Origin of the sequence: Paludibaculum fermentans (genome assembly GCF_051172195.1) — a bacterium.
GTDB lineage: Bacteria > Acidobacteriota > Terriglobia > Bryobacterales > Bryobacteraceae > Paludibaculum > Paludibaculum fermentans_A.
In genome coordinates this window covers 1,139,199-1,164,970 of sequence record NZ_JBPJAQ010000002.1, presented here as the reverse complement: position 1 = coordinate 1,164,970, position 25,772 = coordinate 1,139,199, and the positions used below count along the sequence as shown (strand labels likewise).

Annotated in this window: 23 protein-coding genes; 7 read left to right on the top strand and 16 right to left on the bottom strand. The window is 62.9% G+C overall.

Features of this window, described 5'->3' with window-relative positions:
* Together ACR9Y2_RS31380 and ACR9Y2_RS31375 are read right to left on the bottom strand one after the other, a co-directional pair.
* A complete protein-coding gene (locus tag ACR9Y2_RS31380) occupies positions 1-2,637 on the bottom strand; it encodes an ADOP family duplicated permease (RefSeq protein ID WP_435045829.1) in 2,637 nt (878 codons plus the stop codon).
* A gap of 14 nt (positions 2,638-2,651) precedes the next feature.
* Positions 2,652-2,999: a PadR family transcriptional regulator gene (locus ACR9Y2_RS31375; RefSeq protein WP_435045828.1), complete on the bottom strand. Its 348-nt coding sequence runs from the start codon at positions 2,997-2,999 to the stop codon at positions 2,652-2,654.
* Positions 3,000-3,110: 111 nt separating this feature from the next.
* Between ACR9Y2_RS31375 and ACR9Y2_RS31370 the strand changes: the two genes are divergently transcribed.
* The 3 genes from ACR9Y2_RS31370 (at position 3,111) to ACR9Y2_RS31360 (ending at position 7,149) form a co-directional block, all read left to right on the top strand.
* The gene (locus ACR9Y2_RS31370; RefSeq protein WP_435045827.1) at positions 3,111-3,764 is read left to right on the top strand and encodes a LysE family translocator; all 654 of its coding nucleotides are present in this window, start codon (positions 3,111-3,113) and stop codon (positions 3,762-3,764) included.
* A 79-nt stretch (positions 3,765-3,843) separates the two neighbouring features.
* Positions 3,844-6,483 carry an ADOP family duplicated permease gene (locus ACR9Y2_RS31365; protein WP_435045826.1) on the top strand — a complete coding sequence of 880 codons (2,640 nt, stop codon included), beginning with the start codon at positions 3,844-3,846 and terminating at the stop codon, positions 6,481-6,483.
* 141 nt (positions 6,484-6,624) lie between these two features.
* Complete coding sequence (locus tag ACR9Y2_RS31360; RefSeq protein ID WP_435045825.1) at positions 6,625-7,149, top strand: hypothetical protein; 525 nt, start codon at positions 6,625-6,627, stop codon at positions 7,147-7,149.
* Positions 7,150-7,159: 10 nt separating this feature from the next.
* Here the strand turns inward: ACR9Y2_RS31360 and ACR9Y2_RS31355 are convergent, their stop codons facing one another.
* On the bottom strand, positions 7,160-8,395 hold the full coding sequence (locus ACR9Y2_RS31355) for a mandelate racemase/muconate lactonizing enzyme family protein (RefSeq protein WP_435045824.1): 1,236 nt from the start codon (positions 8,393-8,395) through the stop codon (positions 7,160-7,162).
* An 83-nt stretch (positions 8,396-8,478) separates the two neighbouring features.
* Positions 8,479-9,960, bottom strand: coding sequence for a UbiD family decarboxylase (locus tag ACR9Y2_RS31350; RefSeq protein WP_435045823.1), 1,482 nt, complete (start codon positions 9,958-9,960; stop codon positions 8,479-8,481).
* Positions 9,961-10,209: 249 nt separating this feature from the next.
* Between ACR9Y2_RS31350 and ACR9Y2_RS31345 the strand changes: the two genes are divergently transcribed.
* Entirely contained in the window at positions 10,210-10,788 is a 579-nt protein-coding gene (locus tag ACR9Y2_RS31345; protein ID WP_435045822.1) for a hypothetical protein, read from the top strand.
* 70 nt (positions 10,789-10,858) lie between these two features.
* Here the strand turns inward: ACR9Y2_RS31345 and ACR9Y2_RS31340 are convergent, their stop codons facing one another.
* The 7 genes from ACR9Y2_RS31340 to ACR9Y2_RS31310 all read right to left on the bottom strand — a co-directional run bounded on the left by ACR9Y2_RS31340 (position 10,859) and on the right by ACR9Y2_RS31310 (position 16,517).
* Positions 10,859-11,533 carry a BON domain-containing protein gene (locus tag ACR9Y2_RS31340; RefSeq protein WP_435045821.1) on the bottom strand — a complete coding sequence of 225 codons (675 nt, stop codon included), beginning with the start codon at positions 11,531-11,533 and terminating at the stop codon, positions 10,859-10,861.
* 215 nt (positions 11,534-11,748) lie between these two features.
* On the bottom strand, positions 11,749-12,456 hold the full coding sequence (locus ACR9Y2_RS31335; RefSeq protein ID WP_435045820.1) for a pseudouridine synthase: 708 nt from the start codon (positions 12,454-12,456) through the stop codon (positions 11,749-11,751).
* Positions 12,457-12,486: 30 nt separating this feature from the next.
* On the bottom strand, positions 12,487-13,302 hold the full coding sequence (locus tag ACR9Y2_RS31330; RefSeq protein ID WP_435045819.1) for an alpha/beta hydrolase: 816 nt from the start codon (positions 13,300-13,302) through the stop codon (positions 12,487-12,489).
* A 50-nt stretch (positions 13,303-13,352) separates the two neighbouring features.
* Positions 13,353-14,669 (bottom strand): cytosine permease, encoded by a 1,317-nt coding sequence (locus ACR9Y2_RS31325; RefSeq protein WP_435045818.1) that lies wholly within the window; start codon positions 14,667-14,669, stop codon positions 13,353-13,355.
* 60 nt (positions 14,670-14,729) lie between these two features.
* The gene (locus ACR9Y2_RS31320) at positions 14,730-15,116 is read right to left on the bottom strand and encodes a hypothetical protein (RefSeq protein WP_435045817.1); all 387 of its coding nucleotides are present in this window, start codon (positions 15,114-15,116) and stop codon (positions 14,730-14,732) included.
* 28 nt (positions 15,117-15,144) lie between these two features.
* Entirely contained in the window at positions 15,145-15,648 is a 504-nt protein-coding gene (locus ACR9Y2_RS31315) for an anti-sigma factor family protein (protein WP_435045816.1), read from the bottom strand.
* A 191-nt stretch (positions 15,649-15,839) separates the two neighbouring features.
* Entirely contained in the window at positions 15,840-16,517 is a 678-nt protein-coding gene (locus ACR9Y2_RS31310; RefSeq protein WP_435045815.1) for an RNA polymerase sigma factor, read from the bottom strand.
* A gap of 224 nt (positions 16,518-16,741) precedes the next feature.
* On the opposite strand from ACR9Y2_RS31310, the gene ACR9Y2_RS31305 reads away from it, so the two are divergent.
* The 3 genes from ACR9Y2_RS31305 (at position 16,742) to ACR9Y2_RS31295 (ending at position 18,461) form a co-directional block, all read left to right on the top strand.
* Positions 16,742-17,065 carry a HesB/IscA family protein gene (locus tag ACR9Y2_RS31305; protein ID WP_435045814.1) on the top strand — a complete coding sequence of 108 codons (324 nt, stop codon included), beginning with the start codon at positions 16,742-16,744 and terminating at the stop codon, positions 17,063-17,065.
* Positions 17,066-17,165: 100 nt separating this feature from the next.
* Positions 17,166-18,080 carry an N-acetylmuramic acid 6-phosphate etherase gene (murQ, locus tag ACR9Y2_RS31300; RefSeq protein WP_435045813.1) on the top strand — a complete coding sequence of 305 codons (915 nt, stop codon included), beginning with the start codon at positions 17,166-17,168 and terminating at the stop codon, positions 18,078-18,080.
* A 12-nt stretch (positions 18,081-18,092) separates the two neighbouring features.
* Complete coding sequence (locus ACR9Y2_RS31295) at positions 18,093-18,461, top strand: rhodanese-like domain-containing protein (RefSeq protein WP_435045812.1); 369 nt, start codon at positions 18,093-18,095, stop codon at positions 18,459-18,461.
* A 5-nt stretch (positions 18,462-18,466) separates the two neighbouring features.
* On the opposite strand, the gene ACR9Y2_RS31290 is transcribed toward ACR9Y2_RS31295, so the two are convergent.
* The 5 genes from ACR9Y2_RS31290 to ACR9Y2_RS31270 form a co-directional block, all read right to left on the bottom strand.
* Entirely contained in the window at positions 18,467-18,775 is a 309-nt protein-coding gene (locus ACR9Y2_RS31290) for a hypothetical protein (RefSeq protein ID WP_435045811.1), read from the bottom strand.
* A 22-nt stretch (positions 18,776-18,797) separates the two neighbouring features.
* Positions 18,798-20,771, bottom strand: a complete 1,974-nt coding sequence (locus ACR9Y2_RS31285; protein WP_435045810.1) for a hypothetical protein — start codon at positions 20,769-20,771, stop codon at positions 18,798-18,800.
* Entirely contained in the window at positions 20,768-21,700 is a 933-nt protein-coding gene (locus ACR9Y2_RS31280; protein ID WP_435045809.1) for a DmsE family decaheme c-type cytochrome, read from the bottom strand. The genes ACR9Y2_RS31285 and ACR9Y2_RS31280 overlap by 4 nt, the downstream gene beginning before the upstream one ends.
* A gap of 100 nt (positions 21,701-21,800) precedes the next feature.
* Positions 21,801-22,451, bottom strand: a complete 651-nt coding sequence (locus tag ACR9Y2_RS31275; protein WP_435045808.1) for an outer membrane beta-barrel protein — start codon at positions 22,449-22,451, stop codon at positions 21,801-21,803.
* Between the two features lie 123 nt (positions 22,452-22,574).
* Positions 22,575-25,583: a hypothetical protein gene (locus ACR9Y2_RS31270; RefSeq protein WP_435045807.1), complete on the bottom strand. Its 3,009-nt coding sequence runs from the start codon at positions 25,581-25,583 to the stop codon at positions 22,575-22,577.
* Positions 25,584-25,772: the final 189 nt, after the last annotated feature.

Here is a 25,772-nt window from a genome sequence, read left to right as displayed (position 1 = left end):
TTACTCGTGGCGGACGGCGAGCAGCGGGTCGATCCTTGTCGCGCGGCGGGCCGGCAGGAAGCTGGCTGCGAGCGCCACCAGCAACATCAGCAGCGCCACACTGGCGAAGGTGAGCGGGTCGCGCGGGCTGACTCCGTAGACCAGGTTCGACAGAAGCGGTCCGGCCGCCAGGGCGGCAGCGAAGCCGGCGGCGATCCCGATGCCCGCCAGGCGGAGGCCCTGCCCCAGGATCAAGCGCAAAGCGTCGGAACGCTGAGCGCCGATGGCCATGCGGATGCCGATTTCGCGCGTCCGCTGCACCATGGTGTAGGAGATGACGCCGTACAATCCGACGGCCGCCAGGATGAGGGCAATCAGGCCGAGCCCGCCCACCACGGCGGCCGCCAGTTCCTGCTCATACATGTTGGAGCGGACAACCAGGCCCAGGGTGGAGAGGGTCAGCACGGGCGCCCGTCGGTCGACGGCAGCCACCGCAGCTCGAAACAGACCAGCCAGGCGCAACGGGTCGCCGTCCGTTTCGACGAGCATCAGGATGTTGTCGCGATTCGACTGGGTATAGGGCAGGTAGAAATAGGGCTCAGGCGTCTCGAGGATCGAGTTGATGCGGGCGTCCCCGGCGATGCCCACCACCTGCCGGTTGACGCCGGGTGGATCGGAGTCCGCGTGGAGGAACTGCCCGATGGCGTCCTGATTCGGCCAGAGGCGCTGTGCCATGGATTCGCTGACGACGACAACGGGTGGAGCGCCAGCGCTGTCGCGCAGTTCGAAATCGCGGCCGTGCAGCAGCGGGATGCCCAGCGTCCGGAAGTAGTCCTGGCCGATGACGTTGAACTTCACGGATGGTTCCGGAGTGCCGGGAGGAACCGTGCGGCCCGGGATCTGGATGTGCTGGGCCGTACCACCTTCTGAGCCCCACAGCGGCGGCCGCATGGCGAGCGTGGCCTGGCGGACTCCGGGTGTGGCGCGCAGGCGCTCCAGGATCTGGCGGTAGGACTCGCGGACCTGGGCTGAACCGCCGGAGGGCAGGATATCGGCCACCAGGACGTCCTTGCGCTGAAACCCGAGATCGGCATGCATGCTGTAGAGGAACGTGCGTACGAGCAGGCCCGAGGCGGTGAGCAGGAGCATGGACAGGGCCACCTGAACGATCACCAGCAGACCGCGCGAACGGCTGCGCGCGGGTCCCGTCTGGTCGGCGCCTTTCAGCACCGCAACCACGTCGGGACTGGAAGCGCGCAGGGCGGGAAAGAGTCCAAAGGCCAGGACGGTGAGGAGGGAGAGGGCCAGTGTGCAGGCGAGGACGCGGGCATCCATGCGGAATTCGAAATGGGTATAGATGTCGCCCGGCGGCGTGACGGCCGCGGGCAGGAAGGCGATGAGCCAGCGCGCCAGCAGGAGTCCGGCGGCGACGCCGAGGCTGGCGATCACGGTACTTTCGGTGAGCAATTGGCGGACGATGCGGGCGCGTCCGGCGCCGATGGCCATGCGGACGCCGATTTCGCGCGAACGCACTCCGGCGCGGGCCAGCAGCAGGTTGGCGACATTGGCGCAGGCAATGAGCAGGACGAGGGCTACGATGCCCAGCAGGATGCCGGCCAGGGAGCCGGCGGTGCGCAGGCGGTATTCCAGGGCGGAGTATAAAACGCCGTGGCGGCCCTGGTTGAAGCGCGGATAGGCGCGTTGCAGGTTGCGGGCAATGCCGTCGACTTCCGCGCGTGCCTGAGTCATGGAAATGCCAGGGCGCAGCCGGCCCAGGGCTGTGAACGAGGGTGACTCGCGCTGGATGCGTTCCCCGCCCTGGCTGGGGTCCCACGAGCTCATGGGGATCCAGAAGTCGGAGTCGATCCACTGCTCAATGCCGCGGAAGCCGCGGGGCGCGATCCCGATGACCGTGTACAGGCGGCCCAGGCGGACCGGCTTGCCGACGATGGCGGGATCTGAACCGAAGCGGCGGCGCCAGAGGCTGTCGCTCATCACGACGACGGGTCCGGCTTCACGGGCGTGCTGAGTGAAGACACGCCCCACCTGAGCGCTGACACCGAGGACGGAGAAGTAGTCCTCACTGACGACGTTGGACATGGTCGCATCGGCGAACCCGTCTCCTCTCAGGATGGGGCCGCGGCGCTGGGTGACGGCGAGGCCGGACAGCGTCTTCGATTGATCGCGAAAGTCTTCATACTCGGGGAAAGAGATGCCGCCGAACACATCGCGCTCAGTGGCCAGGGAGAGGTAGACCAGTTCGCCCGGACTCTTCACCGGCAGGGGCCGCATCCACATGCCGTCGACCAGGCTGAAGACGGTGGAGTTCACGCCGATGCCCACGGCCAGGCAGAGCACGGCCACCGCTGTGAAACCGGGCGCCCGCAGCAATTGGCGGCAGGCGTAGCGGGCATCCTGGGTGAGCACTTCCAGCGCGTGCCAGCTCCACATTTCGCGGCTGCTCTCCACCAGTAGAGCCTGATTTCCGAACTGGCGCTGCGCCAGATAGCGGGCCTCGGCGGCAGGCAGGCCGGCGTCGCGGTAGGCGTCCGTCTTGCTTTCAGTGTGGTGGCGCATCTCCTCCGCGAGGTCTCTTTCGAACTGCCGCTTCCGCAGAAGAAACGCCAGCCGGCGCCAAAACTCGCCAAACCATTCCATGGGTACACCTGTGATCAGGCAGGCTGGATCACACGCGTGATCGCCCGCATTACCTTTTCAAATTCCGAGATCTCGGCGCTGAGCTGCTTGAGGCCGGCCGGGGTCAGGCTATAGTAACGGGCACGCCGGTTCTTCTCCGACTGACCCCATTCGGCGACCACCCAGCCTTTGATCAGCATGCGCTGCAATGCGGGATAGAGCGAGCCTTCCTCCACCTGAAGAACGTCCTGGGAGGTTTGCAGGATGTGTTGTGCGATGCCGTAGCCGTGCATGGGACCCAGGTGGGCCAGGCTCTTGAGGATCAGCATGTAGAGGGTACCGGGCGGGATCTCCGAGCGACTGAGGGCTTCGTCTTTTCCCATAGTTTAACTACTGGTATTTTGCGACGGAAGCTAACCCTGGTCAAGCGGTCTGAATGTCTTTTTACAGGACGCCGGTAGCCGTGCAAAATGGTCAACAATAGAAAGACCGCCATGCAACTACTGCCTCCCCCCGCAGAGCTGTTGATTTTCGTCACCGCCGCCATGGTGCTGTTGGTGATTCCAGGACCGGCCGTGCTGTATATCGTGGCTCGGAGTGTGGATCAGGGACGCCGGGCGGGCTTTGCTTCGTGCGCCGGAATCTCCACGGGTGGGTTGGTGCATGTGCTGGCCGCCACATTCGGATTGTCGGCCCTGCTCGTCTCGTCGGCGATGGCGTATTCCGTGGTGAAGTATGCGGGCGCCGCGTACCTGATCTACCTCGGCATCCGCAAACTGCGCGAAAAACCAGTAGCGAGTGACGTGGGTCACGCGGAGCCGGCGAGCCTGCGCAGGATCTACGCGCAGGGGGTGGTGGTGCAGTTGTTGAACCCGAAGTCGGCGTTATTCTTCTTCTCGTTTCTGCCGCAGTTTGTGAATCCGGCGCGCGGGCCGGTGATGCCGCAGTTGCTGGCGCTGGGGCTGCTGTTCGCCGCCATGGGTTTTGTGAGCGACTGCCTGTGGGCGTTCACGGCCGGGACCGCATCGGGCTGGCTGCGCGGCCATCCGGCGTTTCTACGGAACCAGCGGTATGTGTCGGGATCGGTCTATATCGGGCTTGGCCTGGCGACAGCGGTGAGTGGTTCGCGCGCGTCGATCCGTCACTGAGCAACCCAACTTGTTACAGTCCTCTTACTCAGACAGCTATATACTAGGACAGCTGAGTATAAGAACTAGGTAACCGGGCATGTCTCTTTGGACGCGCATCACGAATGTCTTCCGCGGCGACGGGTTGAACCGCGAGATCGACGAAGAGCTGGAAGGGCATGTGGCCGACGCGGTGGCGGAAGGCCGAAATGAAGGCGAGGCGCGGCGCGCCCTGGGCGCCAAGCTGAGGATCAGGGAAGAGAGCCGGGACCTGCGGCTGCTGCCGTGGCTGGACTCGCTGCGGGCGGACGCGGTGTTGGGCTGGCGGCAGATCTCGAAGCGCAGGATCGCCTCGGCTTCGGCCATTCTCTCGTTGGGCCTGGCCATTGGCGCCTGTACGGCCGCCTTCCGCATTATCGATGCGCTGCTGCTGCGGCCTCTGCCGGTGGAACGGCCGGAGGAATTGCATGCCCTGACGCGGACAGGTTTCGGTTTTGACGGGAAGTTCGATGTGTTCTACGCCTGGGCGTATCCCTCATTCCGGCTGATGTCGGACGCGGTGCGCGGACAGGCGGAGTTGCTGGCCCTGGGCTTCGTTGAGCGGGTCGATCTCACTTACTCGACGGACGAGGAGATGGAAAAGGCCAATGTGCAGTACGTCTCCGGGCGGATGTTCCCATCGTTTGGACTGCGGCCAGCGGTGGGCCGGCTGTTCAGCGGCCGTGAGGACGACATGGCCCAACCTCAACCCTATGCCGTGCTCTCGTTCGACTACTGGACGCGGCGGTTTGGGCGGGATCCCGGCGTGGTGGGCCGGCGGCTGCAAATCGGGGAGAAGGTCTACGAAATCGTGGGGGTGAGCGGCGAGGCGTTCACCGGGACGGAACCGGGCATGGTGACAGGTGTTTTCCTGCCGGCGGCGATGCACACCGGAGCGAAGGAAGAGGGTTGGACGTGGCTGCGCACACTGGTCAGGATCCCTCCAGGCCGTGCGTTGGGACCGGTCAGGGAGAAGCTGGCCGCAACGTCGCGGGCGTTCGAAGAGAACAGGGCCAAGGGGTTCCAGGGTATTACGCGCGCCAACATCCAGCGCTATCTGGACCGGACGGTGGGCCTGCGGCCGGCCTGGACGGGGTTGTCCAACCTTCAGGAGGAATACCGGCGCGCGCTGGGCGCCATGGCTGTGCTGGTGATCCTGGTGCTGCTGATCGCGTGTGCGAACGTGGCCAACCTGATGACGGCCCAGGCGGCGGCGCGGGCGCGGGAGATGGCGCTGCGCGTCTCGATTGGCGCAGGCCGCGGGCGCCTGGTGCAATTGGTGCTGGTGGAAAGCGGGCTGATCGCGGTGCTGGCGGCACTGGCGGGCGGAGCGTTCGCCACATGGGCGGCTCCCTTCGTCGTGGGCAGGATCAATCGGGCGGACAATCCAGCCCATTTGGACATGCCGGCGGACTGGCGCGTGCTGGCCTTCGCTTTTGGGTTGACGCTGCTGGTGACGTGCCTGTTCGGGCTCGCTCCGGCGCTACGCGCTTCCGGAGTGAAGCCGGCCAGTGTGCTGAAGGGCGGCGCGGATCCGCACTTACGGCGGCGATTGATGCACGGCCTGATCGCCCTGCAGGTTGGTTTCTGCTTCGTGGTGTTGTTTGTTTCGGGGCTCTTCGTGGAGACGTTCCGGCGGCTCTCTGAGCGGCCCATGGGGTTCGCGCCCGGCCGGTTGCTGGTGGTGTATGCGACGCCGAAGCAGCGCCAACTTCCGGCGGTGTGGGAGGAGTTGGCCCGGCAACTGGGCACGACGCCGGGAGTCGAAGCGGTGGCGACATCCTCGTGGCCGCTGCTGGACGGCATGTCGTGGAACAACTTCCTGTCGGTGCATGGCGGTCCGCCGAGTTCGGTGCTGGCTTACTTCCTGGCCGTCTCACCCGGCTGGATGGACACGATGAAGATCCCGCTGGTGGACGGGTCGGACTTCCGGCCGGACGCCACGTCGCCGGGCATCGCCATTGTGAATGAGACCTTCGTGAAGACGTTCTTTCCCGGAGAGCGCGCGGTGGGCCAGACGTTCCTGAAGTTCCGCGACCAGTTTCAGATTACCGGCGTGGTGCGGGATACGCCGTACAAGGGGCTGCGCGGCCCAGCGCTGCCGATGGTGTTTGTCCCGCAACATGAACTGGACCAGCAGGGCCTGTTGATGCCGATTCGAAGCATGGCCTTCGTGGTGCGGACGAAAAGCGAACAACCGCTGGCGCTGGCGGGCACACTGCGCAGCGAGATCCGGCGGCTGCGGCCTGATTTCCGTGTCACCAACATTCGTACTCAACAGGAGTTGATCGATGGGCAGACACTGCGCGAGCGGCTGTTGGCCCTGCTAGCCGTGTTCTTCACGGTGGTGGCGCTGCTGCTGGCGGGCGTGGGGCTGTACGGCGTCCTGGATTACTCCGTGCTGCAACGGCGGCGGGAGATCGGCATCCGCATGGCGATCGGAGCCCGGGCGGGCGATATCGGGCGGCTGGTGACCTCAGCGTCGCTGCGGATGGTGCTGGCTGGATCCGTGGCGGGCGTGGGGTTGGGTTTGGGCGCGGCGCGCTGGGTGGAGTCGCTACTGTATGAGGTGAAGGCATCGGATCCGCGGATGCTGGCGCTGCCCTGTGTTGTCATTGTGGCGACGGCGTTGGCGGCGGCGCTGCCGGCCGTGATCCGGGCGGTGCGGGTGGATCCGGTGACGAGCCTGCGCATGGAGTAAGCCGGCAAGGACTCCATTAACGCAGCTTAACAAATGACAGGTCCAGTTCCGCTCGAACTTTCGGGGCCCTCATCGATAAGAGGAAGCGAGAAGGTCCGATCCCCGAGAAGATCCGCCTTTTCGGAAAGATTGAGAACCTCAATGCTCAGTTCGATTGGGAGTGCAAGTTCGGTATACGATTCCTTGTCCTCAGAGCAGACGCGGTCGAAGATGGTCGACCAGATGTTCGAGAAAGTGGACGCGAACCGGGACGGCAAGATTACCAAGAACGAGTTGGCGAGTTCGATTGAGTCGGACTCATCCACGACAGCCAGCAGCAACAGGAAGATCAGCGTGGACGAGGTCTTCCAGATCCTCGACTCAGGCGGCAAGGGCTACATCACCAAGCAGGATGCAGCCGACGGCCTGGAGCAGATGGCGAAGAAGGTGGCCGAGGTCTCTGACCAGAAGGCCGAAGCAGGAGCGCCGTCGGGCGGCGGCGGCCGGGCCGGTGGCGCCGGTGGAACGGAGAGCACTTCCAGCGGCACCGTGTACGACCCCCGCGACACCAACAAAGACGGGAAGGTCTCGGCACAGGAAGAGATCAGCTACGTCGTAAAGCAGTACAGCACGCCTGCCGTCGCGGGTAGTTCCGCTGAACAGGCCGTGCCCACTACGTACGCCTAGCGGCGCGCGTCTACCAGTTCGTCACGGACCCATCAGGCCGCCGGTAAATGGGCGTCGGCTGGGTCTTTTCCGTGATCTCAGATAACAGCGTCAGTTGTTTGGTGTCGACCTCCACGCCGAGCCCGGGCCGATCGTTCGGCCACAGTTTGCCGTCGCGGAAGTCGAATGCCTTGGGCAGGTAGGGCGTACCGTTGATCGCGACCCTGGGCAGCATTTCCATCAGCACCGGACCGGAGAACGAGCCGCAGAGGTGGACCAGCGCGGCCTCGGAAATAGGTCCAGTGAAGTGCGGGATCAGGCCGACGTAATGGGTCTCGCAGAGCGCGGCGATCTTGACGAACTCCGTAATGCCGCCGACATTGGGGACGGTGGCGCGGCAGTAGTCGATGAGGTGGCCTTCGATCAGTTCGTTCATGTCCCAGCGGGAGCCGAACTGCTCGCCCACGGCGATGGGCACCTTCACCAGGCCGCGCAGCGTCTTGTAGACGGCCGGATCCTCTGAGCGCACCAAGTCTTCGACAAAGTACGCACCGAGATTCTCGATAAGGCTGGAGAGTCGCACGGCGTCGTTCATGTCGAAGCGCGTGTGGTAGTCCACCGCCCAGCCGCCGTCCTTCCCTGCCCCCTCGCGCGCGTCGCGGCACATCTGCGCGGTACGGTTCACCATCTCGAAGCGGTCATAGGGCTGGCCGTCGGCCGGACCGATGCGGAAGGCGCGATAGCCGTCCTGGATGCAGGCGGCGGCGGATTCCTTCAGCGTCGCTTTGGGCGGGTAGCCGGTGGCGTAGCACTCGATGTGGTCGCGCGTGAGGCCGCCCAGCAACTGGTGGAGCGGAACGCCGAGAGCCTTGGCCTTGAGATCCCACAACGCCATGTCGATGGCGCCCAGCGCGTGCAGTTTCTCGCGGCCGGCCGGATAGAAGTAGCCTCGGAACAAGACCTGCCAGATGTCCTGGATGCGGAACGGGTCCATGCCAATGATGGCCGCCGCGCACTGCTCCAGCGTATCCTTGGCGCCGCCTTCGCCGATGCCTGTCAGGCCGCCATCGGTCTCGATCATCACCACATTGGTGCTCTGGTTGAAGAGGCCGGGCACCTTGGTCTTGCGCAACGCCGCATCGCCGCCGGTCCCGTAATAGAGCACCCGCTTGATCTTCAGGCCGGACTTGCGCGTGGGCGTCTGGGCCGCCGCGGCGAGGGTGGTGGTCCCGGCGGCTGCCGCGCTCAGGAACGATCTGCGTTTCATGTGGAGCTCCTTCAGTCAGGGACGGGCTGGCTGCTGCGCGGCCGAAACGGACCGGCCCTCTATATCTATCGCAAAACGGTGTGCTATGGCAGGAAGCGCTTCAGGTCGACGTCGACAAATTCGGCGCGGCGGAAGCGGTCTTTCAAGCGGTAAGGCACCGTACAGTCGAAGATCGTTTTGCAGGACGTGGCGTCGGCTGGGATGGTGTGGCTGAAATCGGGCGACTGGGAGGGGTCCAGGGGATGGCAGCGGACACCGGGAATGAAGATGGTGCTGACGTCGCCTTGATAGCGGGTGGTCATCGCCCACAGGACGTCGTTGGTGTCGTAGAGGTTCACGTCCTCATCGACCAGCACGACGTGTTTCAGTTCAGGGAACGCGGCAAAAGCAGTGAGGGCGGCCTGCCGCTGGCGTCCTTCGTCGCTGGGTGCGGACTTTTTGAATTGGAGGATGGCCAGGTACTTCCCGCCGCCGGCGGAGTGGCAGTAGACGCCCAGCAGTTTGCCGGGCATGCTGTCGTTGACCAGCTTCAGGATGCTCGCTTCGGTGGGAATGCCGGCCAGGTTCACATGTTCTTCACCGGGCCCGATGATGGTCTGCAGGATAGGGTGATGGCGATGGGTGATCGCCTTGATCCGGATGAGCGGCAGGGACGGCTGTGCCTTGCCCAGGTAGCCCGGGAATTCCGGCATGCAGAAGCCGGTATTGGACTGCACATCTTCGCGGATCCGCTCATGGGGCAGGATCTCGCCTTCCAGCACGATTTCAGCCCGCGCGATGGCCTTGGCATTGACTGAGACGCACTGCACCAGTTCCACCGGTCTACGCCGCAAGCCGCCGGCGATGGTGAGCTCGTCGAAGCCCAGCGGCGTAGTGGGCGGCTCGAAGCAGGCAGCGAGATAGACAGCGGGATCGAGTCCCATGCTGATGGAGACAGGCAGTGCTTCGCCGCGCTGTTCGGCCTTGATGCGGAAGGCGTCGATGTGGCGGCCGGGAACGAAGTAGACGCTCAGCAGGTCTGGCCCCTGCAGACAGAGGCGGTGAATGGTGACGTCGGATTCGCCGGTCTCGGGATCTTCCGCCCGGATGAGCCCCATGTTGAAATAGGGGCCCGCGTCTTTCAGGGTATTGGTGGGGGCGGGGATGAGAGTGCGCAGGTCGAACGGCGGCCGTAAGACCACCTCCTGGCAGGGGGCCCCGGAGGCTGGAATCACGACGGGTTTATGCGGGTGATTCAGCGCGTCCAGCAGGTCGAAGGGCAGGCGTTCGACGGTGCTGTTGAGGAGCATGGCTGTCCGCTGGCGGCTGGCCAGGACTCCGGTGACGACCGGCATGTTGTAGCCTTTGACCGACTCAAAGACCATGGCCGGACCGATGCGGGTGGGCGGCATGACGGGCGTGCCCGCGCCCACCAGGCGGTAGACGCCGGCAAGCTCGGCCACGGGGTCCACCGGCTCGTGCGTCGAGACAAGTTGCCCCGGGATCGACGCTAGAAACTCCAGGGCGGAACGAAGATCCACAATATCGGTGGCCCGCGACACGGGTGGCGCCAGATTCGTCGGCATATGAGATTCTCCAGCCGGCCCGCGGCTGATCTGTTCCCGCCGCCCGGCCATTACCATCTTATGGAAATGCAACGCCGCAGGCGGGCCATCGGAAGCGGGCCCGGCGTGGCGGCGTCTGGCCTTCGATATGATAGTTTGTGAGCAGCAATGAGAATTGAACCCGCTGTCCGTGCCGGTGTCTGCGTACTCGGCCTTTCCCTCTCCTCGTTTTGTTTCACTTCTCAGCCTCCCAGCGAGTCTGAGGAGCCCATGAAGTACGTCCTCAAAGAAGCAGTGCCCGTACCCCCGAGGGCTGCCCCGGCCGATTATTCGGCGGCGGGCAAAGCAGGCAAAGTCACCATCGCGGCAGACTTCACCGGTCATGGTGTGCCCGGGCCCAGCGGGGTCATGACCACGGAAGACTATGTTGTTGTGGAGGTGGGGCTGTATGGCGCGGCGGGCGACCAGCTCAACATCTCGATCGACAATTTCTCCTTGCGGATCAATGGGAAGAAGACGCCCCTGCCCAGCCAGCCTTACGGACTGGTGGTGAAGTCGCTGAAGGACCCCGATTACGAGCAGCCGAAGAAGCAGGAATCGAAGTCGAGCATCGGCGGCGGAGGTGGCGGCGCGCAAGGCGATCCACCGCCAATGCCTGCCAAGCTACCGGTCGAAGTTGTGCGTTCCCTGACGCAGCGCGTGCAGAAGGCCTCGCTGCTGGAGGGCGACCGCGCGCTGCCGCAAGCGGGACTGCTCTACTTCCAGTACCGCGGCAAGACCGAGAAGATCCAATCTGTCGAACTCCTGTACGACGGGCCGGCCGGCAAAGTCACGATTCCCCTGCTGTAGCCGCGAAGCATCTCCGGACACAACAAAGGCTCCCAGGTCGCCCCGGGAGCCTTTCCAATTGTGAGCCCGCTTACTTCTTCTTCTTTACCGTTTTCGGCTTACTGGGGTTGGCGACCTGGATATGATTCTCCACCGAGAACACTCCGGGGACGCTATTGGCCTGCATCACGGCCACCTGCTGATCGGCCGCGTTGTCCACGACGCCTTCCAGCATGACGTTGCCGTTATTCACGATGATGTGAATCGGATGCCAGCCGAAGGGCGGGTCGTTGGTAATGCCGCCGGCCACACGAGCCGGGCTGAACCACATCGGGGTGCCGCGGCCGGGGTTATAGCGGCTGAGGATCGGGTGATAGTAAATCGCCACATAGGTGCGCGCGCGAATGACATCATCATTCGGAGATAGCGACAGGACTTTGATCTCGTTCACTACATTCGTCACGCCCTCGATCTTCTTCACAACACGCTCCGCCGAATCTTTCAAAATCGGCCGGGATGCGAAGCCACGCAGCGTCACAGTGTAGTCTTTAATCTGATACGTAATGCTGTCGAACACGCCGTAATCAGTCAAAGACAGGATCTCTTTCTCCACCTGGCGGGCCATCCGCAGTACCGACTGCGGGGTCTGTGTTTTCTGGGCCGCAGCGATAGGATCCTCGTCCTGTTTCGGCTGCTGCGCAAACGCGGGGCCCATCCACAATAGGGCAGACAGGGTGCCGCCGATTAGAACTTTCGCGCTTTTCATACGGTTCCTCCTTACAACCAGCCTGTTCATTCCAGTTCTTACATCTGTGAGATGAGCGAGTTGATAACAAGGTTTCGATAAACAGATCCCGACGCCCATCAAATGGCCGGGCGAACAATCGAGGAATGGGGGAGGGTTATAAATACTCTCAATGTAAGCGGTTTATTCCGCTGGCTGCGCGATCTCGCTACTGATTGGCAGCCTGATGCCGGCGGCTAGCCGCGGCGGAAGCGGCCAGGCGTGGACGGGCCTCGTTTGGAGATGGCCGGATCCACCAGGCGGCGCCCGGGCACGGAGTCGATGAGAGGAGTGGTCCTGGCATTCGGCGTGTTGCGGCCCGGCTTCGCCAGCGCGCGCAGTTCATCGGCGGTGAGATCCCGCCACACGCCCGGCGTCAGGCCCTCAATGGTGAGTTTCCCGATGCCTACGCGCACCAGGCGCAGAGTGGGCAGCCCGGCCGCGGCCGTCATGCGCCTGACCTGGCGGTTGCGGCCTTCGGTGAGAATCAACTCGAGCCAGGCGGTGGGGATGAGGCGCCGGAAACGGATGGGCGGGTCGCGCGGCGGCAGCGAAGGTTCCCCTTCCAGCATCCTGACCTGGGCGGGCCGGGTCTTGCGTCCCTGGATCTCGACCCCCTGGCAGAGCGAGGAGACCGCCTCCGCCGTGGGCGTCCCTTCCACCTGGGCCCAATAGGTTCGGGGATGCTCGAAACGCGGGTCGGTCAGGCGATGCTGCAGCGCGCCGTCGCTGGTGAGCAGCAGCAGGCCTTCGCTATCGGCATCGAGGCGGCCGGCGGCAAACACTCCGGGCACGTCGATATAGTCTTTCAAGGTCGGCCGGCCCGTGCCGCTCTCGTCCGTGAACTGGGTGAGCACCCCGTAGGGCTTGTAGAACAGCAGGTGCCGGTGCGGCTGGATGTCCATGTATTCCGTTTCTATTGTGCCCGCTGGAAACTAACGCAGCTCGCGCCGCAGCCACTCCACCACCTTGGGCTTCCAGGTCTGCCAGGCAGGGTTCTTCTCCATGCCCTCCACGCCGTGCGGAGCCCCCTCGATCAACAGCACCTCACAACGTGCGCCCGCGGCCTTCATCTGGTCGCACATGGCAGGCGACTGCTCCCACGGAACTGCTTTGTCCGCCGTACCGTGGATGAACAGGAATGGCGGCATCTTCTTGTGGATGTAAGTCGCCGGCGAAGCCGCCTTGTAGGTCGCATCGCTGCTGTCGGGCAGGAACTGTTCGAGGTTCTTCGATTTGCCGCGCTGCTGGTTGATGAGCGGCAGATCGTTGGCGCCATAGAAATCGACCACCGTCTTCACCTTCACCTTGCCGCGCGCGCCCACCAGCGCCACCAGGTGGCCGCCGGCCGACTCGCCCATTAGCGCGATGCGCTTGGGATCGATGTTCCACTTCTTCGCGTTGGCCTGCACCCACAGCACCGCCGCCTCCACGTCTTCCGGGGCGGCCGGATACTTCCACTGCGGCGCCAGCCGGTAGTTGATGGTGAACCAGGCGATGCCTGCCTCCGTCAGCGTGGGAAACCACGGATTGATATACGTCCGCTTGCTACCCGCGTTCCAGCCTCCGCCGTGGACCATAATGACGGCCGGCTGTGCCTTCGCGCTCGCCGGGATCCACGCATCGAGCGTGAGCGCGACCCCGGCGGGCTTCGCGAATTCGACGTCCTTCAATTCAGTCGGCGCCGTGGGCGGAACGGCCCACAACGTAGCGCTGGCCAGCAGGACGAGGGCGGCGGCATGGAATTTCATTTGAGTCCATTGTGCGCCGACGGGCCCGGCCGGGTCCAGTGGGGGTCGTGCTACCTGGGCATGGCGACGGTCTTGGGCTGCAGGCCGGCCTTGGCCAGCAAAGCATAGACCACGAAGCCGGTGATGAAGCTGTAGAGCACCGCCGGCTGCGAGTATTCCTGCACTTCCTTGCTCACCGGCAGGAACGGGATGATGCCCACCAGGAAGCCGACGGCCCAGGCACCATAGCCGGCCCAATTGATGCCTTCGCGCGGTCCGGCCCATTTCTTGCCGGAGAGGAAGTAGTCGGCGGCCATGGCTCCGCAGATGGGGCCGAAGGAAGCGCCGACAATCGTGAAGAAGCCCACCAGGTTCTCGGCCACGCCGCTGACCGCCAGGATGATCGCAACCGTCATGCCCGCCATGGTCGACCCCATGCGTGAAACGCCCGGCAGCATGGTGGAGAAACTGTTGCCCGCGATGAACGACGAGAAGCAGGCCGGGGGAATCGAGGCCAGCGTGAACAGGAAGAACATGGCCGTGGCCAGCGGGCCACCGATGCCGGAAACGACGGCGTCGTAGTTATAGCCCTGGACGTTGGGCATCAGTACACGAGCTCCGGCGACCGAGACCAGCGGCAGCCCGCCGGCAATCATGATGGCCGCGACAATGCCCACCAGCCCGCCCCACTTCACATCGCTCGTGTTGCGCGCGTTGCTGCCGAAGTCGGTGCCGGCGGCGCCGGCCGTGGCGAAGAAGCCGATGACAATCTGCAGCAGCATCGTGAACGCGACGAAGGAGTTCGGCTCGGACGGCACGTGTCCGGAGATGCCGGGCGAGACTTTCACGAAGACGACCAGAATCATCAGCAGCGGAATGAAGTTCAGGAACGTGGCAATGCGCGCCACATACTGGATGCCCATCACGCCGATCCATGCCATCAGGTAGCCCCAGATGACGCCCGTGACGATGAACGGCATGGTGCCGGCCTTGGCCTCGATGCCCAGCGCCGTCAGGACGAACTTCGTGGCAAAGAACGTGCCCACCGCCAGCCAGCCCACCTGTAGCAGGCCCATCAGCAAGCCGGGCATGGCGTAGCCGCCCCGTGTGCCGAAGGTCGAACTGCCGATGACGTAGAGCGGATACCCGGTCTTCATCCCCAGGATCGCCGGCACGTAGTAGTACAGCGCGTAGCTCAACAGTCCCGCCGCGGCCAGCGCCAGCAGGCAGACGGTTAGTGTGCCGCGCGTGATGGTCCCGGCGGCAATGGAGTTATAGAAGGCGATCCAGAGGAAGACGCCGGCATAACTGGGAGCGGTGTTCTTGTACCAGGGAGCCCGGTTCGTAACCGGGTTGGGTACGGCTTTGGAGAGGTAGTCAGGCAGCATACAAGGCTGCCGAATCTTATCAGAAGTGCGGGTGGAGTGCGCGGGTATTGCGCGAAGAGGCTAGTGGATGCGGGCCGAGAGGTTGGTCATCATCTTTTCAAACTTCACGCGCTGCTCCGGAGTGAGCACGTGGGTGATGCGCTGTTTGCCGTCTGACCGGAAATCGTCCATCTGCCCTTGCAGGTTCTGGTAGTAGAGCACGAACTCGTCGAGCACGGTCTCAATCTGCACGGCCTGTTCGGGGGTGAGGTTGAGCTCTTTGCGCATCATTTCCAGCGTCAACTCGCGGCCGCCTTCTTTCCAATAGGGAGACGCAGGAGCCCGGTTGGCCGTCAGGCGCACGGTGAGCGCACCCGCGGCGGCGCCGCACAGAAAAATGGTCAGCAACAACATCACGATCCTGGGGTTGTGCCAGGAGGGCCGGTTGTCGGCAAGACTGGATCGCACGCTCACCTTGAAATAATACTCCCCGCGGCTAGTCGGACGAGACGGGCAGGGCCGAAGCCGTGGCGCCGGTGCTGTAGGTCGCCAGGTTTACCAGAACCACTTCCCGATCGTGACGCGGATCGTCGCCGCTGGCATGCGGCAAATCGTAGCCGGCCATGATTGTCATGGGATCGCTATCGATCGCCATGGATTCGGAATTCGTCTGGAACACCGCCGAGGTCAGTAGTACGAACAAAGCCAGGGACGCGTACATGAGCCGTTTGCCAAAAGCCGGCTCCAGAAAAATAGACCAGAATGAGTTGCCGGATTGGGCTTCGATGCGATCCATCACGCGAGCGTAGAAGCCCGCGGCCGGCTCGACATCGGCAGGCGCGCGCAACGACCGAAGCAGGGTCACCTGTTCCACCATTTGACCCACTTCGTCGCGACACTCCGCACACACGCTCAGATGGCGTTCCAGACCCTGGTATCGATGCGATTCCACCTTACCGGAGAGGAAGTCTTCAAGTCCGTCCTCGATGGGCTGATGCATAACCGTCTTCCCTCAAAAGTATCCGTTGCTCGGACTCCTGCTTTGGCCGCTGGTCTCTATCACTGCACCGTCCGGCTCATGCTGCCCGGTCCGGCCGCCAACGTACCGCCACTTTCAACCCCATGGGGCACTAAACCCCTTGGGATTATCATACCCGGACCACTCCTGGTTGCAAGTGGGTCCAGGGAATCCTATTCCGCGGTCAACCGGGCCCCTGAACCCCGGGTGAGCCTCTGCGCTGCCTTTAGTAGCTTCTGGCGAGCGCGAAATAACTTCACTTTGATCGTGTTTTCGTTCATCCCGGTCATTGCCGCCAACTCCTCAACGGAATGACCTTCCACTTCTTTCAACATCATCAGGTTCCGGTCTTCCTCGGAAACCTTCGACAAAAGCTTGAGCACCAGGTCTCGTTTGGCCAGGGTATCGTCAGCGGCGGGGGTGCCATCGGGCTCGCTCCGCTCCATGCTCACCGCGTCGTCCTCGCTGAAGTCGCTCTCGTATACCAGCTTCCGCACTTTCTTCTTGCGCAGGTAGTCGTAGCACTCGTTCACTGTGATCTTGTAGACCCAGGTGAGCAGGCTGCTGCGGAAGTCGAAGCTGTTGATCGAGAAGTAGACCTTGGTGAAAACCTGTTGAGCGATATCCTCGGCGTCGTTGCGGTTCCGCAGTATGCCGAAAATGATCGAGAAGACCTTAGACTGGTAGCGGTCGACGATTTCCCCAAAGGCGAGCTGATCGCGCGCCTGGACTCGTTTGACCAGTTCAGCTTCTTCGGTCTTGCGGTAATCCACTCGCGTTTTACCCTGACGGGAGGCCTTTGCCTGTACCCCGGCATCGGGAAGCGGTAGCACGCCGGTGTAGCTGCTCATACGCCCTAACCGACGCGCGCCGTTCGAGTCCGGTTTCAATTGATTCCGTTACGTTTGAGTCACTTCGGCGCTCTCATCGATGCCGGCGGAATCAGGATGTGTCTACCATAGCAGATCCACGCACCCTTTGGCTTGCACGCCGCATCTTCTATAATGAAAATGTCAACCGGATCCCGTGCTATCATGTGGATTCCGGACTAAACAGTAGGAGGTCGACTAACGCAATGATTACATTGACCCAGACAGCAGTCGGTAAGGTGAAGGAAATCCTCGACGCACAGGAACCGAAACCCGAAGGGCTGCGCATCTCGGTGGTCGGCGGCGGTTGCTCGGGCTTCAGCTACTCCATGGCCTTCGAGAACGCCCCCGGCATGCTCGACAAGACTTACAAGTACGGCGAACTCAAGGTGTTCGTCGACCAGGCCAGCATGCTCTACCTGGACGGCGCCGAAGTCGACTACGTCGAGAGCCTGGAAGGTTCGGGCTTTAAGTTCAACAACCCGCAGGTGAAGTCCACCTGTGGCTGCGGCTCCAGCTTCAGCGTCTAACCGGCGCAGCGGGCCGTCTCAGTGAAGAACAGAAGGGCGTGCAGGACCGTTCAGGTTCTGTACGCCCTTTTTTCGCGTCTATAGTTCCCAGGAGTTCTCCATGTCCAATCCGCCCCAGCCCGGTCTCGACCTCGGCCATCTGATGACGGAGCAGATCAACGCCGCCTCGGCCGGCCTCGACACGCTGCCTACCGCCGAGATGCTGGCGGTCTTCAACCGCGAAGACCAACGGGTCGCCCTGGCGGTAGAACAGGAATTGCCCCGCATCGCACAGGCCGTCGATGCCATTGCGGACGCGATCCGGGCCGGCGGACGGCTCTTCTACACCGGCGCCGGCACCAGCGGCCGGTTGGGCGTCCTCGATGCTTCCGAGTGCCCGCCCACCTTCAATGTACCCGCGGGGCTCGTCGTCGGATTGATCGCCGGCGGCGACACCGCGCTGCGCAATGCTGTGGAAGGCAGCGAGGATTCCGCCGTCGCGGGCCGCGCCGATTTGCAGGCGCATGGCTTCACAAAAGCCGACGTCCTGGTGGGGATCGCCGCCAGCGGCCGTACCCCTTACGTGCTGGGCGGCATGGCCCTCGCCAACGAACTAGGCGCAGTGACGATCGCCATCGCCTGTTCGCCGGACTCGGCCATCGGGCGGGCTGCGCAAATCCCCATCGAGGTGCTCTCCGGCCCCGAAGTCGTCACTGGCTCCACCCGGTTGAAGGCGGGCACGGCCACCAAACTCGTCCTCAACATGCTGTCGACGGGAGCCATGGTGAAGCTCGGCTATGTCTACTCCAATCTGATGGTGAACGTCCAGCCGACCAACGAGAAACTGCAGGACCGTGCCATTCGGATCGTGATGGCCATCAGCGGGCTCGACCGCGCAGCCGCCGCCGCCGCCCTGTCAGCCTCGGGCCGCGACGTGCGCCTGGCGATTGTCATGGGCAAGCTCGGCCTCTCGCGCGAACAGGCGGCTGAGAAACTCAAGGCCAGCGGCGGGCGGGTGCGCGAGGCAATCGGGTAGAATCGGGGAGTCATGAAGCATGCCACTGGATTCCTCGCCATCGTGAATGATGCCAAAACGCGTGTCCGGGAGATCGACATCCCGGCCTACCTCGAGATGCAGCAGGCGGGCACTCCGCATATCCTCATCGATACACGCGAGCAGAGCGAATGGGCCGCCGGGCACATTCCCGGAGCGATTCACCTGAGCAAGGGCATCATCGAACGCGACATCGAGGCCCAGGTCCCCGACGCCGGAACGAAGCTGGTGCTTTACTGCGGCGGCGGCTACCGTAGCGCCCTGGCCGCCGACAACTTACAGAAGATGGGCTACACCGATTGCATCTCCATGGATGGCGGCTGGCGCGGTTGGACCGAGCGTTCCCTGCCCGTCGAAAAATAGGCTCGTTAGAAAGCCTTGAGCAGTGTGGTGAGCAGGCGGAAGCCGATGTGGGCCAGCGTGGCCACTTCCAGCACGCGCACGAAGAACACCACCCGCTCGTTCATGAACTCGAAGCGGATGAAGAGCGCGCAGATTACGGCCACGTACACGACGTAGGGATTCAGTACCTGATCATAGGAATTCAGGTACGTCACGAGCACAAGATAGAACAGCAGCGGCCAGCTATTTTCCAGGCGCATGCTGAACCGGCTCATGCCGATCCAGATTGCCCCCATCAGCAGCCCAAATGTCGCGAGAAGCCCAATGTTCCCCATACGCCAAACCCAGCCACATCAGCTAGAAAGTCCATAATACGCTGGTGTAGCCTGTGTTTGCGCGGTAATTCTGCAACGGCAGGAGATCTTCGCGATAGCGGTAATACTGATACCCGGCGTTCCACCGAAGCTTGGGCAGAATCTTTACTGAGATGCGTGCCAGCGGCGCGTCAAACCCCATCGGGAACGTCTGAACGGAGCGCAGCAGCGCCAGGGTCGAGCCACCCTGCGGCGAGCCGCCGGCGTCCCGTGTCAGGCTGAGCCCGGCGTAGAGATCCACCCGGCCCTTGATCGAAAAGTGCGCCCCCAGGTGGCCGGTATGCAGATTGCTGAGGAATAGCGACTGGTCGCCATTGATCTGGGCCGAAGCCAGGAAGTAGGCCAAACCCGTCGCGGTGTACGAGTGGATCTTCGAGTAGCCCGCATCCAGCGAGAACCAGTCGCGCGGCATCCACGAACCGTCGAACGAATACTGCCGCACCCGGGCGCTGTGCGCGAACAGCGATGTGGAGTTGTTGTTCGTATACGACTTCGCCAGGGCCGAGAGCGTCCACGGCCCCTGGCGGTAGGAGGCGCGCGCCGAGACGGCGTGGTAGTTCTTCTCGGACGTCGGGAAGAACGGCCGGTCCTGCCTGCCCAGTTCGCCATCCACCGACACGGTGAACGGCTTCCACGGCTTCAGTCGGATGCCGGCCACGCCCGCGTTCAGCTTGTTCGTCTGCTCCGTCCGCACCGAGAACGGGAAGTTCTCCACGGTCACCTGCTCCACACTGCGGATCTGGCGGTTGGAATACTGATACCCCCCACGGATGGTGATCCAGGGTTTGGCTTGATACTGGGCGTCGGTGGCGTTGGTGATATTGCGAATGCCCAGATAGTCGAAGTTGACGTAGGCCGTAGTGAGGGAGGCGTTCTCGAGCTCGACATAGGACGAGTCGCCCTCCATCCGGGTGGAGTGGAAGCCGGTATGGTTCGTGATCGTCAACTTGGCCGTGGGAAACAGGCTGAGGGTCAGGTTGCCGGTGGCTACAGGCCGCCGTGCATTGCCGCTGACCAGCACCTGCCGGTTGCGCGCCCCGCCGAACCGGTCGGTACCCAGGGCCGTCTCATCGAAGGTGAAATTGCGGCTGCCCGCCGACCAGGAGAAGCGCCCGTTCACTGCCCAGTGCTCCCCCTTCTCGCGAAACAGGTTCAGCCGGAACGAAGGCGTGTTCCCCTTGTAGGGACTGTCGCGCAGGAAGCCGCTCAGCGTCGTCCGGTCCGTGGTGTTGTTGCCGGCGGAGGCGCCAGCCAGGGCAGCCGGCATCTCTTCCCGGTAAAACTCCCACGACTGCATCCAGTTCACCTTGACGCCCAGCACCTTCAACTCATTGCCGAAACGGACCTCGTTCTGCCGCCTGTGGACATCGGCGAACAGCGGAAACTCATCGCCGCGCACGTCAAATACGTTCACAGTTGTCAGTGCGGACCCTTCCTGCACATTCCGGCTGAACCCCAGGAAGAACCGCACGCGCCCCTGCGGAAACAGCGTGAAATCGTGATCCTGCATCTGCCGGTTGGTGTTGGTGGCATGCAAGCCGTTGGCGATGGCGAGCGCCGGATTGAAATACTCGCTGGAGCGCCACACCAGGTCGTAACGGTACAGCCCGTTCTTCGCGATGCGTAGATTCGCAAACTGGTAGGGATCGTTACCCAACCCCTGCGTCGACAGCACCAGCTCATCCATCCAGCTGCCGTGCCCGTCCCGCGAGCGCACAGCTAGCCTGCTGCCCAGCAGCCGGATGCCGTTGCCATAGTTCACATCGCTGCGGTACTTGCCGAGGTTCCCGTCCACTTCGCGAAACCGGTAGCCCACTTCCCAGGACTGCAGCAGGTTATAGTTCCCGATGTTTTCGCCGCGCGCCTCGCCCACCTTCTCATCGGTGGGAGCCGCTGGCGGTTGCCCCCACACCAGGAAGCCGCAACCCAGAAGTATGCCCAGCAGCCGGATTCTCATCGCAGGAACCTCTGGTCGGCGTTCGAGCCGTGGATTCGAATGTGGCAGAGTGTACAGTTCCGGAATCGTGGATCAGCCATGTTGTGCGTCGGCGGAGTCAGCTGTATGCCATCGGCATCACGCCCGAACGTACCCGCGCCGTTATGGCATTCCAGGCACACAGTGAACACCACGGGCCGTTTCAACATCCTGGCGTTGGCAGTGCCGTGAGGTACGTGGCAGGAGGAGCAGCCATCCACCCGCACCGCCGGGTGCTCGAAGGCGAACGGCCCGCGCTTGTCGGTATGACATTTCAGGCACGGCTCTTCGTTGTTCAGGGCTGTATCCACCATGCGCGGCCGGGCACCCATGCTCCAGCTCGCCGCATTGGCGCCGTGCGGATTGTGGCAGTCCGAACAGTTCATGAAGCCTTCGTTGACGCGATGCTTGAACGGCTGCGAAAACTGCGCCCGCACATTGCCGTGGCAGCCATAGCACACCTCGCGCTGCTCCTTGGCAAGCAGGGCCTTCTGCGTCTTCGATTTATGGATGGAGTGACACGAATTGCAGGCCACAGAGGCCTGCGTGTGGGACGACCGCCGGATGTTCGCCCGGCCCAGGCTCTCGGCGTGGCATTGCAGGCAGGTATCCACCACCTGCTTGGGCTGCATCAGCGAAAAAGCCGAGATCTTCGACTTGTCGCCCTTCGCCGCCACATGCTCGCTGCCCGGACCATGACAACCTTCGCAGCCTGTCTTCTCAGGCGGCTCCTTACCGCTCGCAATCGTCTTGTAATGCGGATTACGGTAGAAATCAACGGAGAGGCCCGGGTGGCACGTTTTGCACGCCGCGCTGCCAACATACTGCGATGCCGCCAGCGAGGTAGCCGCCCCGAGAGAAATCTGTGCCGCTGTCGCCAGCAGCCTGATCCACCAACTGTTACCCGCCATGCCTACCTCAATAGACAAGGCCGGATCGCGTGCGGAACACGATCCGGCCGAAGTCTCTTAAGTTGTGCGGCAGGCCTGCCCGGCAGACTCCGGGCTGCTACTACCAGACGTAGCTGATGGAAACCGTGGGCACGATGTTGAAAATCCACCCGCCGAGGCTGCCGGTAACCGGGGTGATGACGTCGGTCGGCATCTCGTTGAAATAGCCGCGGACTTCGCCACGCAACTGCATGTGCGGGCTAAGAGCGACTCGCACGCCGCCGCCAGCGGTCACAATCGGCTTCCACTGGCTGGTATTGGTCAGCACGGCCAGGTTGCCCAGCGGCTGCAGGGCCACAGCCGATCCGGTGCCGGTGAATTGCTTCATGCCGCCGCCCACCAGGAAGTAGGGACGGAACTTGGCTTCCTTGTTCTTGTTCGCGTAGATGTGCACGTCGTAGTGAATAGCCTGCGAACGGCCGCCCATGGTGTAGCTCTTGCCAAGGCCGGCCAGTTCCATCTGATTCGACATGTACGAATACCGGACCTCACCGCCCAGCCGGCCGCCGATCTGGCCGACGAAGCCGCTGAAACTGTATCCGGGTTTGAACTTGGCGCTGATATCGCCCGACGTCGTTGTCAATGTCTTGGCGTTATACAGCGAAGCGCCGCCACCTGCGCCAACCTCAAAACGTTGTCCGTATGCCACTGACGACAATAGTGTAACCATGCCCGCGGCGATCATCAGGGAAACGATCCTGGAACGAAACATAGCGATCCTGCTTTTTTTCTTGTTTTAGTGTTGATGCGGGCCAGGCCCTTCACCCGCTGTGGAGGCTGGCCGAAGTCCTGGCGAAATGGCAGTGGAGCGGCAACCCACTCCACTGCCTCCGGTCTAGTCGATTACGCGGACGTTGACTGAGCTGGAATACCCACCCTGCTGGATTTGCATGGTCTGGTTCATGCCCTTGGGTACCTTGAACGGCACCGTCACCTTGATCTCGTACACACCCACCTGGCCCGATACCAGTTGCGATGTGATCACCGGCAGCCGGTAGCCGTTGATCGTCACCGACGGGTCGGTCAGCACGACCGGTGCATCGGCCGGAGCCGGCGTACCTGCCGGAATCTCGGGATTCGTCACGCCCATGCCGGTGAGATAGATCACCAGTTCATCGTTGCTGCGAATCGGATTCGAGGGGGTCACCACTTCACCGTTCGAGGAACGAACCACTGTGGGCACTTCGTAGTCCGCGGCCAGCGTCGTGCGGAACACGCTCGGCGCCGTCGGCAGCACCGTCAGGTTGTAGTTGTCACTGACACCACCCGGCGTCCGCAGCACCATCGTCACATTGCCTTCCGCCTGGAACGGCAGCTGCGCGTTGATCTGCGAGGGCGAAACCATCAGCATCGGGACGGCCAGGCCGTTCACCGTCAGGCAGCTCTCACCCAATGCCGTCGGCAGCGGAATCTCCTTCGTCGCCAGGTTCGTGGGGCTCAGGTTGCTGCCCTGCACGATCACCAGGCCGCCCGGTGCCACGGCGCTGGTCTTGTCCGCCGCGTTCACCACGCGGTCAATCTGCGGGATCGCCGTGGCCGCGTCGTAGTTCCAGGCCAGAATTGTGAAGCCCGAAGTCGACAGGTTCACCAGGGCGGAACGGTCCGGCAGCGTCGCCAGCGTGCGGGTAAACACCGCATCGGTTGAGCCGAGGATGGGTGCTTCCACCATGCGTGTGGAGTTGCGCCCCATGCCGCTCGACAGATCCACGCGCTGGATCACGCCCGGGCTCGAGGAGTCCGCCGCGCCGGTCCGGTAGCCCGTCTGGTCAATGAAGACGAAACCGGATGAACTGCCGACCGCGGTATCAAACTCCGCCACTGGCACCAGCGATGCATTGAAGAGGGTGGTGCCGATGACGAACTGATTGAAGCTCGAAGCCGCGAAAGCGCCGCTCAGGGCTGTGAAATCCTGCCGGGACACCGTGAAGGCATCCGAGTTGGCATTGTAGAGCAGGACATTGCCGTCCGACATCGCAGCCATGATCGAACTGCCGTTCGCCGAGGCCACCAGTGCCGTATTCAGCGCGATGTTGTTGTCATAGACGCCCAGCGTGGGCAATTCCGTCGCGGTACGGCTGAAGAGGTCGATCCGGTCGATCGTATTCTTCGGGCCGGCCACTCGGGTCGCCGAGAGAATCGCATTCGCCGAGGCCGCGATCGTGCGGGGGTAGTGCCCGAACGGGAAGCGGATGGGCGCCTGCTGTTCCAGCGTCTCCAGGTCATAAACATTCGCGTACTGGGAATTGTCGTTGCCCACCAGCAGCAGCTTGCGGTCGAACGTCAGCGCCATCGAAGTGGGCGTGTTGCCCGTACGCAGAGTAGCAATCTGCGTATAGTTGCTGCCGTCGAACACCAGCACCTGGTTTGTATCCTGGCGCAGGATAAAGAAGCGGTTGCGGAACGGATCGGCCAGGATGTCCACCAGTTTGCCGGGGACGTTCTGGAACGTGCCGCGCTGATCGGGATCCTGCAGATTGACCAGCAGACGGACGGACGAAGGAATATTTACAGCAGTGGCCGATTTCACGTTGATTGTCGCCGTCAGCGTGCCGCGCTGATTCTGGAAAGCGCTGGGATCGATCGCCACCTTTACCGTCATCGGGGTCTTGCCCCGGCTGGGCGAAATGCTGATGCCCGAAGATGTCGTCGACAGCGAGAAGTCGGTCTGTCCGCCGCTGGGATCAACAATCGTGAGTTCCTTGGTGATCACGCCCTGGCTGCAGAAGCTGTTGCGGAACACCAGGTCGGGCTGCGCCGCAACCACCCGCGGGCTGCCCGCAAGGTTGCCCACCGGCAGGATCATCACACCACTCTGAGACAGAGCATACATGGTGGAGCCATCGGAAGAGAGGATACCCTTCCCGGCCAGATGCTCCGGCAGCTTGATCTTCTCGCGCACCGCCAGGTTGTCGGCGTCGACAATCGTCATCACGGGCGACGGCAGGGTCGTGTCCGGAGTGTTGTTGGAATTGCCGCTACCTGTACCCGTACCTGTGGTCGCCGTGGCTTCGGGCACTTCAGCATAGATGATGCCGCGATCGGAATCGATGGCATGCGAGCCAATGTTGAGCAGGCCTCTTGGATTGCCGAACTGGTTGGTCACGCTCACCCGGTCGAACACCGCCCATCCCGCGGCGTAATAGGATCCATCCCGGGAAACGCTAATCGCCCGGGGACCCAGTGGCGGTACGGCCACATATCCACCCGAGCTCACGGTCCGTGACGAGACGTCATAAGTGAACAAAATCGTGTCCGTGACACCGTGGATCACCAGGCCGTCGCCCGACGCCTGAATGGATGCGCCCACGATCTCAGTCGGATAATTCGCCGGCGGCTGCGGCAGTGTTTTCGCCGTAACACCCGCGACCGTGTCCAGCACACGCATCGTGCCTAACTCCGGATCGAACAGGATGAACTGCGTACTCGTCAACACCAGCGCCTGGCCGTCGATCCCGAAAGCGACGCCAAAAGGCGGATCCGCCAGCGAAAACGTCTGCTTCGCTCGTGAATCCAGCTCAATCACCGTCAGCGCATTGCGCGGTGTGTTCGGCGCCGTGAAGTTGCCATAGTGCCCCACCACCAGGTAGCGGCCGTCCGGCGACAGCGACAGTGAACTCGGCTGGGAAGCCACATTGATAGACCGCGTCAATTCGCCAGTTTGAGCCGAAACAACGTCAACCCGGTTCGCAGTGAAGTTCGCAACGTACAACAGGCCGCGAGGCTCATCCAAAGCCAAGTCGGCGGAAGCACCCCCGAGCGCAACAACCTTGCCGAAAGTCTGGCCCCAGGCGCTCGTTGCCAAGACCATTCCGATTACCGCGATCCACCATCTTGACGTACGCATCGTACTCTCCCTCACTCAACAAAAATCAAACAAATTCCATCCGGTCGAACCCAGCGGTCACGGCCCGGCCTCCGGCCTTCCGGCTCTCTCCCGGCCAGAGCCATGCCCCGCTGGATCACATTCAAGTCTCTTCCCGAAGTCCCGGATATTCCGGGGTCCGGGCGCGAGCAGAAGCCTACTCGTCGGATT

Excerpts from the sequence above, each read along its gene's own strand:
- ACR9Y2_RS31285 (WP_435045810.1), bottom strand. The coding sequence starts at position 20,771 with ATGAGAATCCGGCTGCTGGGCATACTTCTGGGTTGCGGCTTCCTGGTG.
- ACR9Y2_RS31360 (WP_435045825.1), top strand. The coding sequence starts at position 6,625 with ATGCTCAGTTCGATTGGGAGTGCAAGTTCGGTATACGATTCCTTGTCC.
- ACR9Y2_RS31290 (WP_435045811.1), bottom strand. The coding sequence starts at position 18,775 with ATGGGGAACATTGGGCTTCTCGCGACATTTGGGCTGCTGATGGGGGCA.
- ACR9Y2_RS31280 (WP_435045809.1), bottom strand. The coding sequence starts at position 21,700 with ATGGCGGGTAACAGTTGGTGGATCAGGCTGCTGGCGACAGCGGCACAG.
- ACR9Y2_RS31315 (WP_435045816.1), bottom strand. The coding sequence starts at position 15,648 with ATGCATCAGCCCATCGAGGACGGACTTGAAGACTTCCTCTCCGGTAAG.
- ACR9Y2_RS31330 (WP_435045819.1), bottom strand. The coding sequence starts at position 13,302 with ATGAAATTCCATGCCGCCGCCCTCGTCCTGCTGGCCAGCGCTACGTTG.
- ACR9Y2_RS31310 (WP_435045815.1), bottom strand. The coding sequence starts at position 16,517 with ATGAGCAGCTACACCGGCGTGCTACCGCTTCCCGATGCCGGGGTACAG.
- ACR9Y2_RS31335 (WP_435045820.1), bottom strand. The coding sequence starts at position 12,456 with ATGGACATCCAGCCGCACCGGCACCTGCTGTTCTACAAGCCCTACGGG.
- ACR9Y2_RS31350 (WP_435045823.1), bottom strand. The coding sequence starts at position 9,960 with ATGCCGACGAATCTGGCGCCACCCGTGTCGCGGGCCACCGATATTGTG.
- ACR9Y2_RS31380 (WP_435045829.1), bottom strand. The coding sequence starts at position 2,637 with ATGGAATGGTTTGGCGAGTTTTGGCGCCGGCTGGCGTTTCTTCTGCGG.
- ACR9Y2_RS31375 (WP_435045828.1), bottom strand. The coding sequence starts at position 2,999 with ATGGGAAAAGACGAAGCCCTCAGTCGCTCGGAGATCCCGCCCGGTACC.
- murQ (WP_435045813.1), top strand. The coding sequence starts at position 17,166 with ATGTCCAATCCGCCCCAGCCCGGTCTCGACCTCGGCCATCTGATGACG.
- ACR9Y2_RS31370 (WP_435045827.1), top strand. The coding sequence starts at position 3,111 with ATGCAACTACTGCCTCCCCCCGCAGAGCTGTTGATTTTCGTCACCGCC.
- ACR9Y2_RS31305 (WP_435045814.1), top strand. The coding sequence starts at position 16,742 with ATGATTACATTGACCCAGACAGCAGTCGGTAAGGTGAAGGAAATCCTC.
- ACR9Y2_RS31355 (WP_435045824.1), bottom strand. The coding sequence starts at position 8,395 with ATGAAACGCAGATCGTTCCTGAGCGCGGCAGCCGCCGGGACCACCACC.
- ACR9Y2_RS31340 (WP_435045821.1), bottom strand. The coding sequence starts at position 11,533 with ATGAAAAGCGCGAAAGTTCTAATCGGCGGCACCCTGTCTGCCCTATTG.
- ACR9Y2_RS31325 (WP_435045818.1), bottom strand. The coding sequence starts at position 14,669 with ATGCTGCCTGACTACCTCTCCAAAGCCGTACCCAACCCGGTTACGAAC.
- ACR9Y2_RS31365 (WP_435045826.1), top strand. The coding sequence starts at position 3,844 with ATGTCTCTTTGGACGCGCATCACGAATGTCTTCCGCGGCGACGGGTTG.
- ACR9Y2_RS31270 (WP_435045807.1), bottom strand. The coding sequence starts at position 25,583 with ATGCGTACGTCAAGATGGTGGATCGCGGTAATCGGAATGGTCTTGGCA.
- ACR9Y2_RS31345 (WP_435045822.1), top strand. The coding sequence starts at position 10,210 with ATGAAGTACGTCCTCAAAGAAGCAGTGCCCGTACCCCCGAGGGCTGCC.
- ACR9Y2_RS31275 (WP_435045808.1), bottom strand. The coding sequence starts at position 22,451 with ATGTTTCGTTCCAGGATCGTTTCCCTGATGATCGCCGCGGGCATGGTT.
- ACR9Y2_RS31295 (WP_435045812.1), top strand. The coding sequence starts at position 18,093 with ATGAAGCATGCCACTGGATTCCTCGCCATCGTGAATGATGCCAAAACG.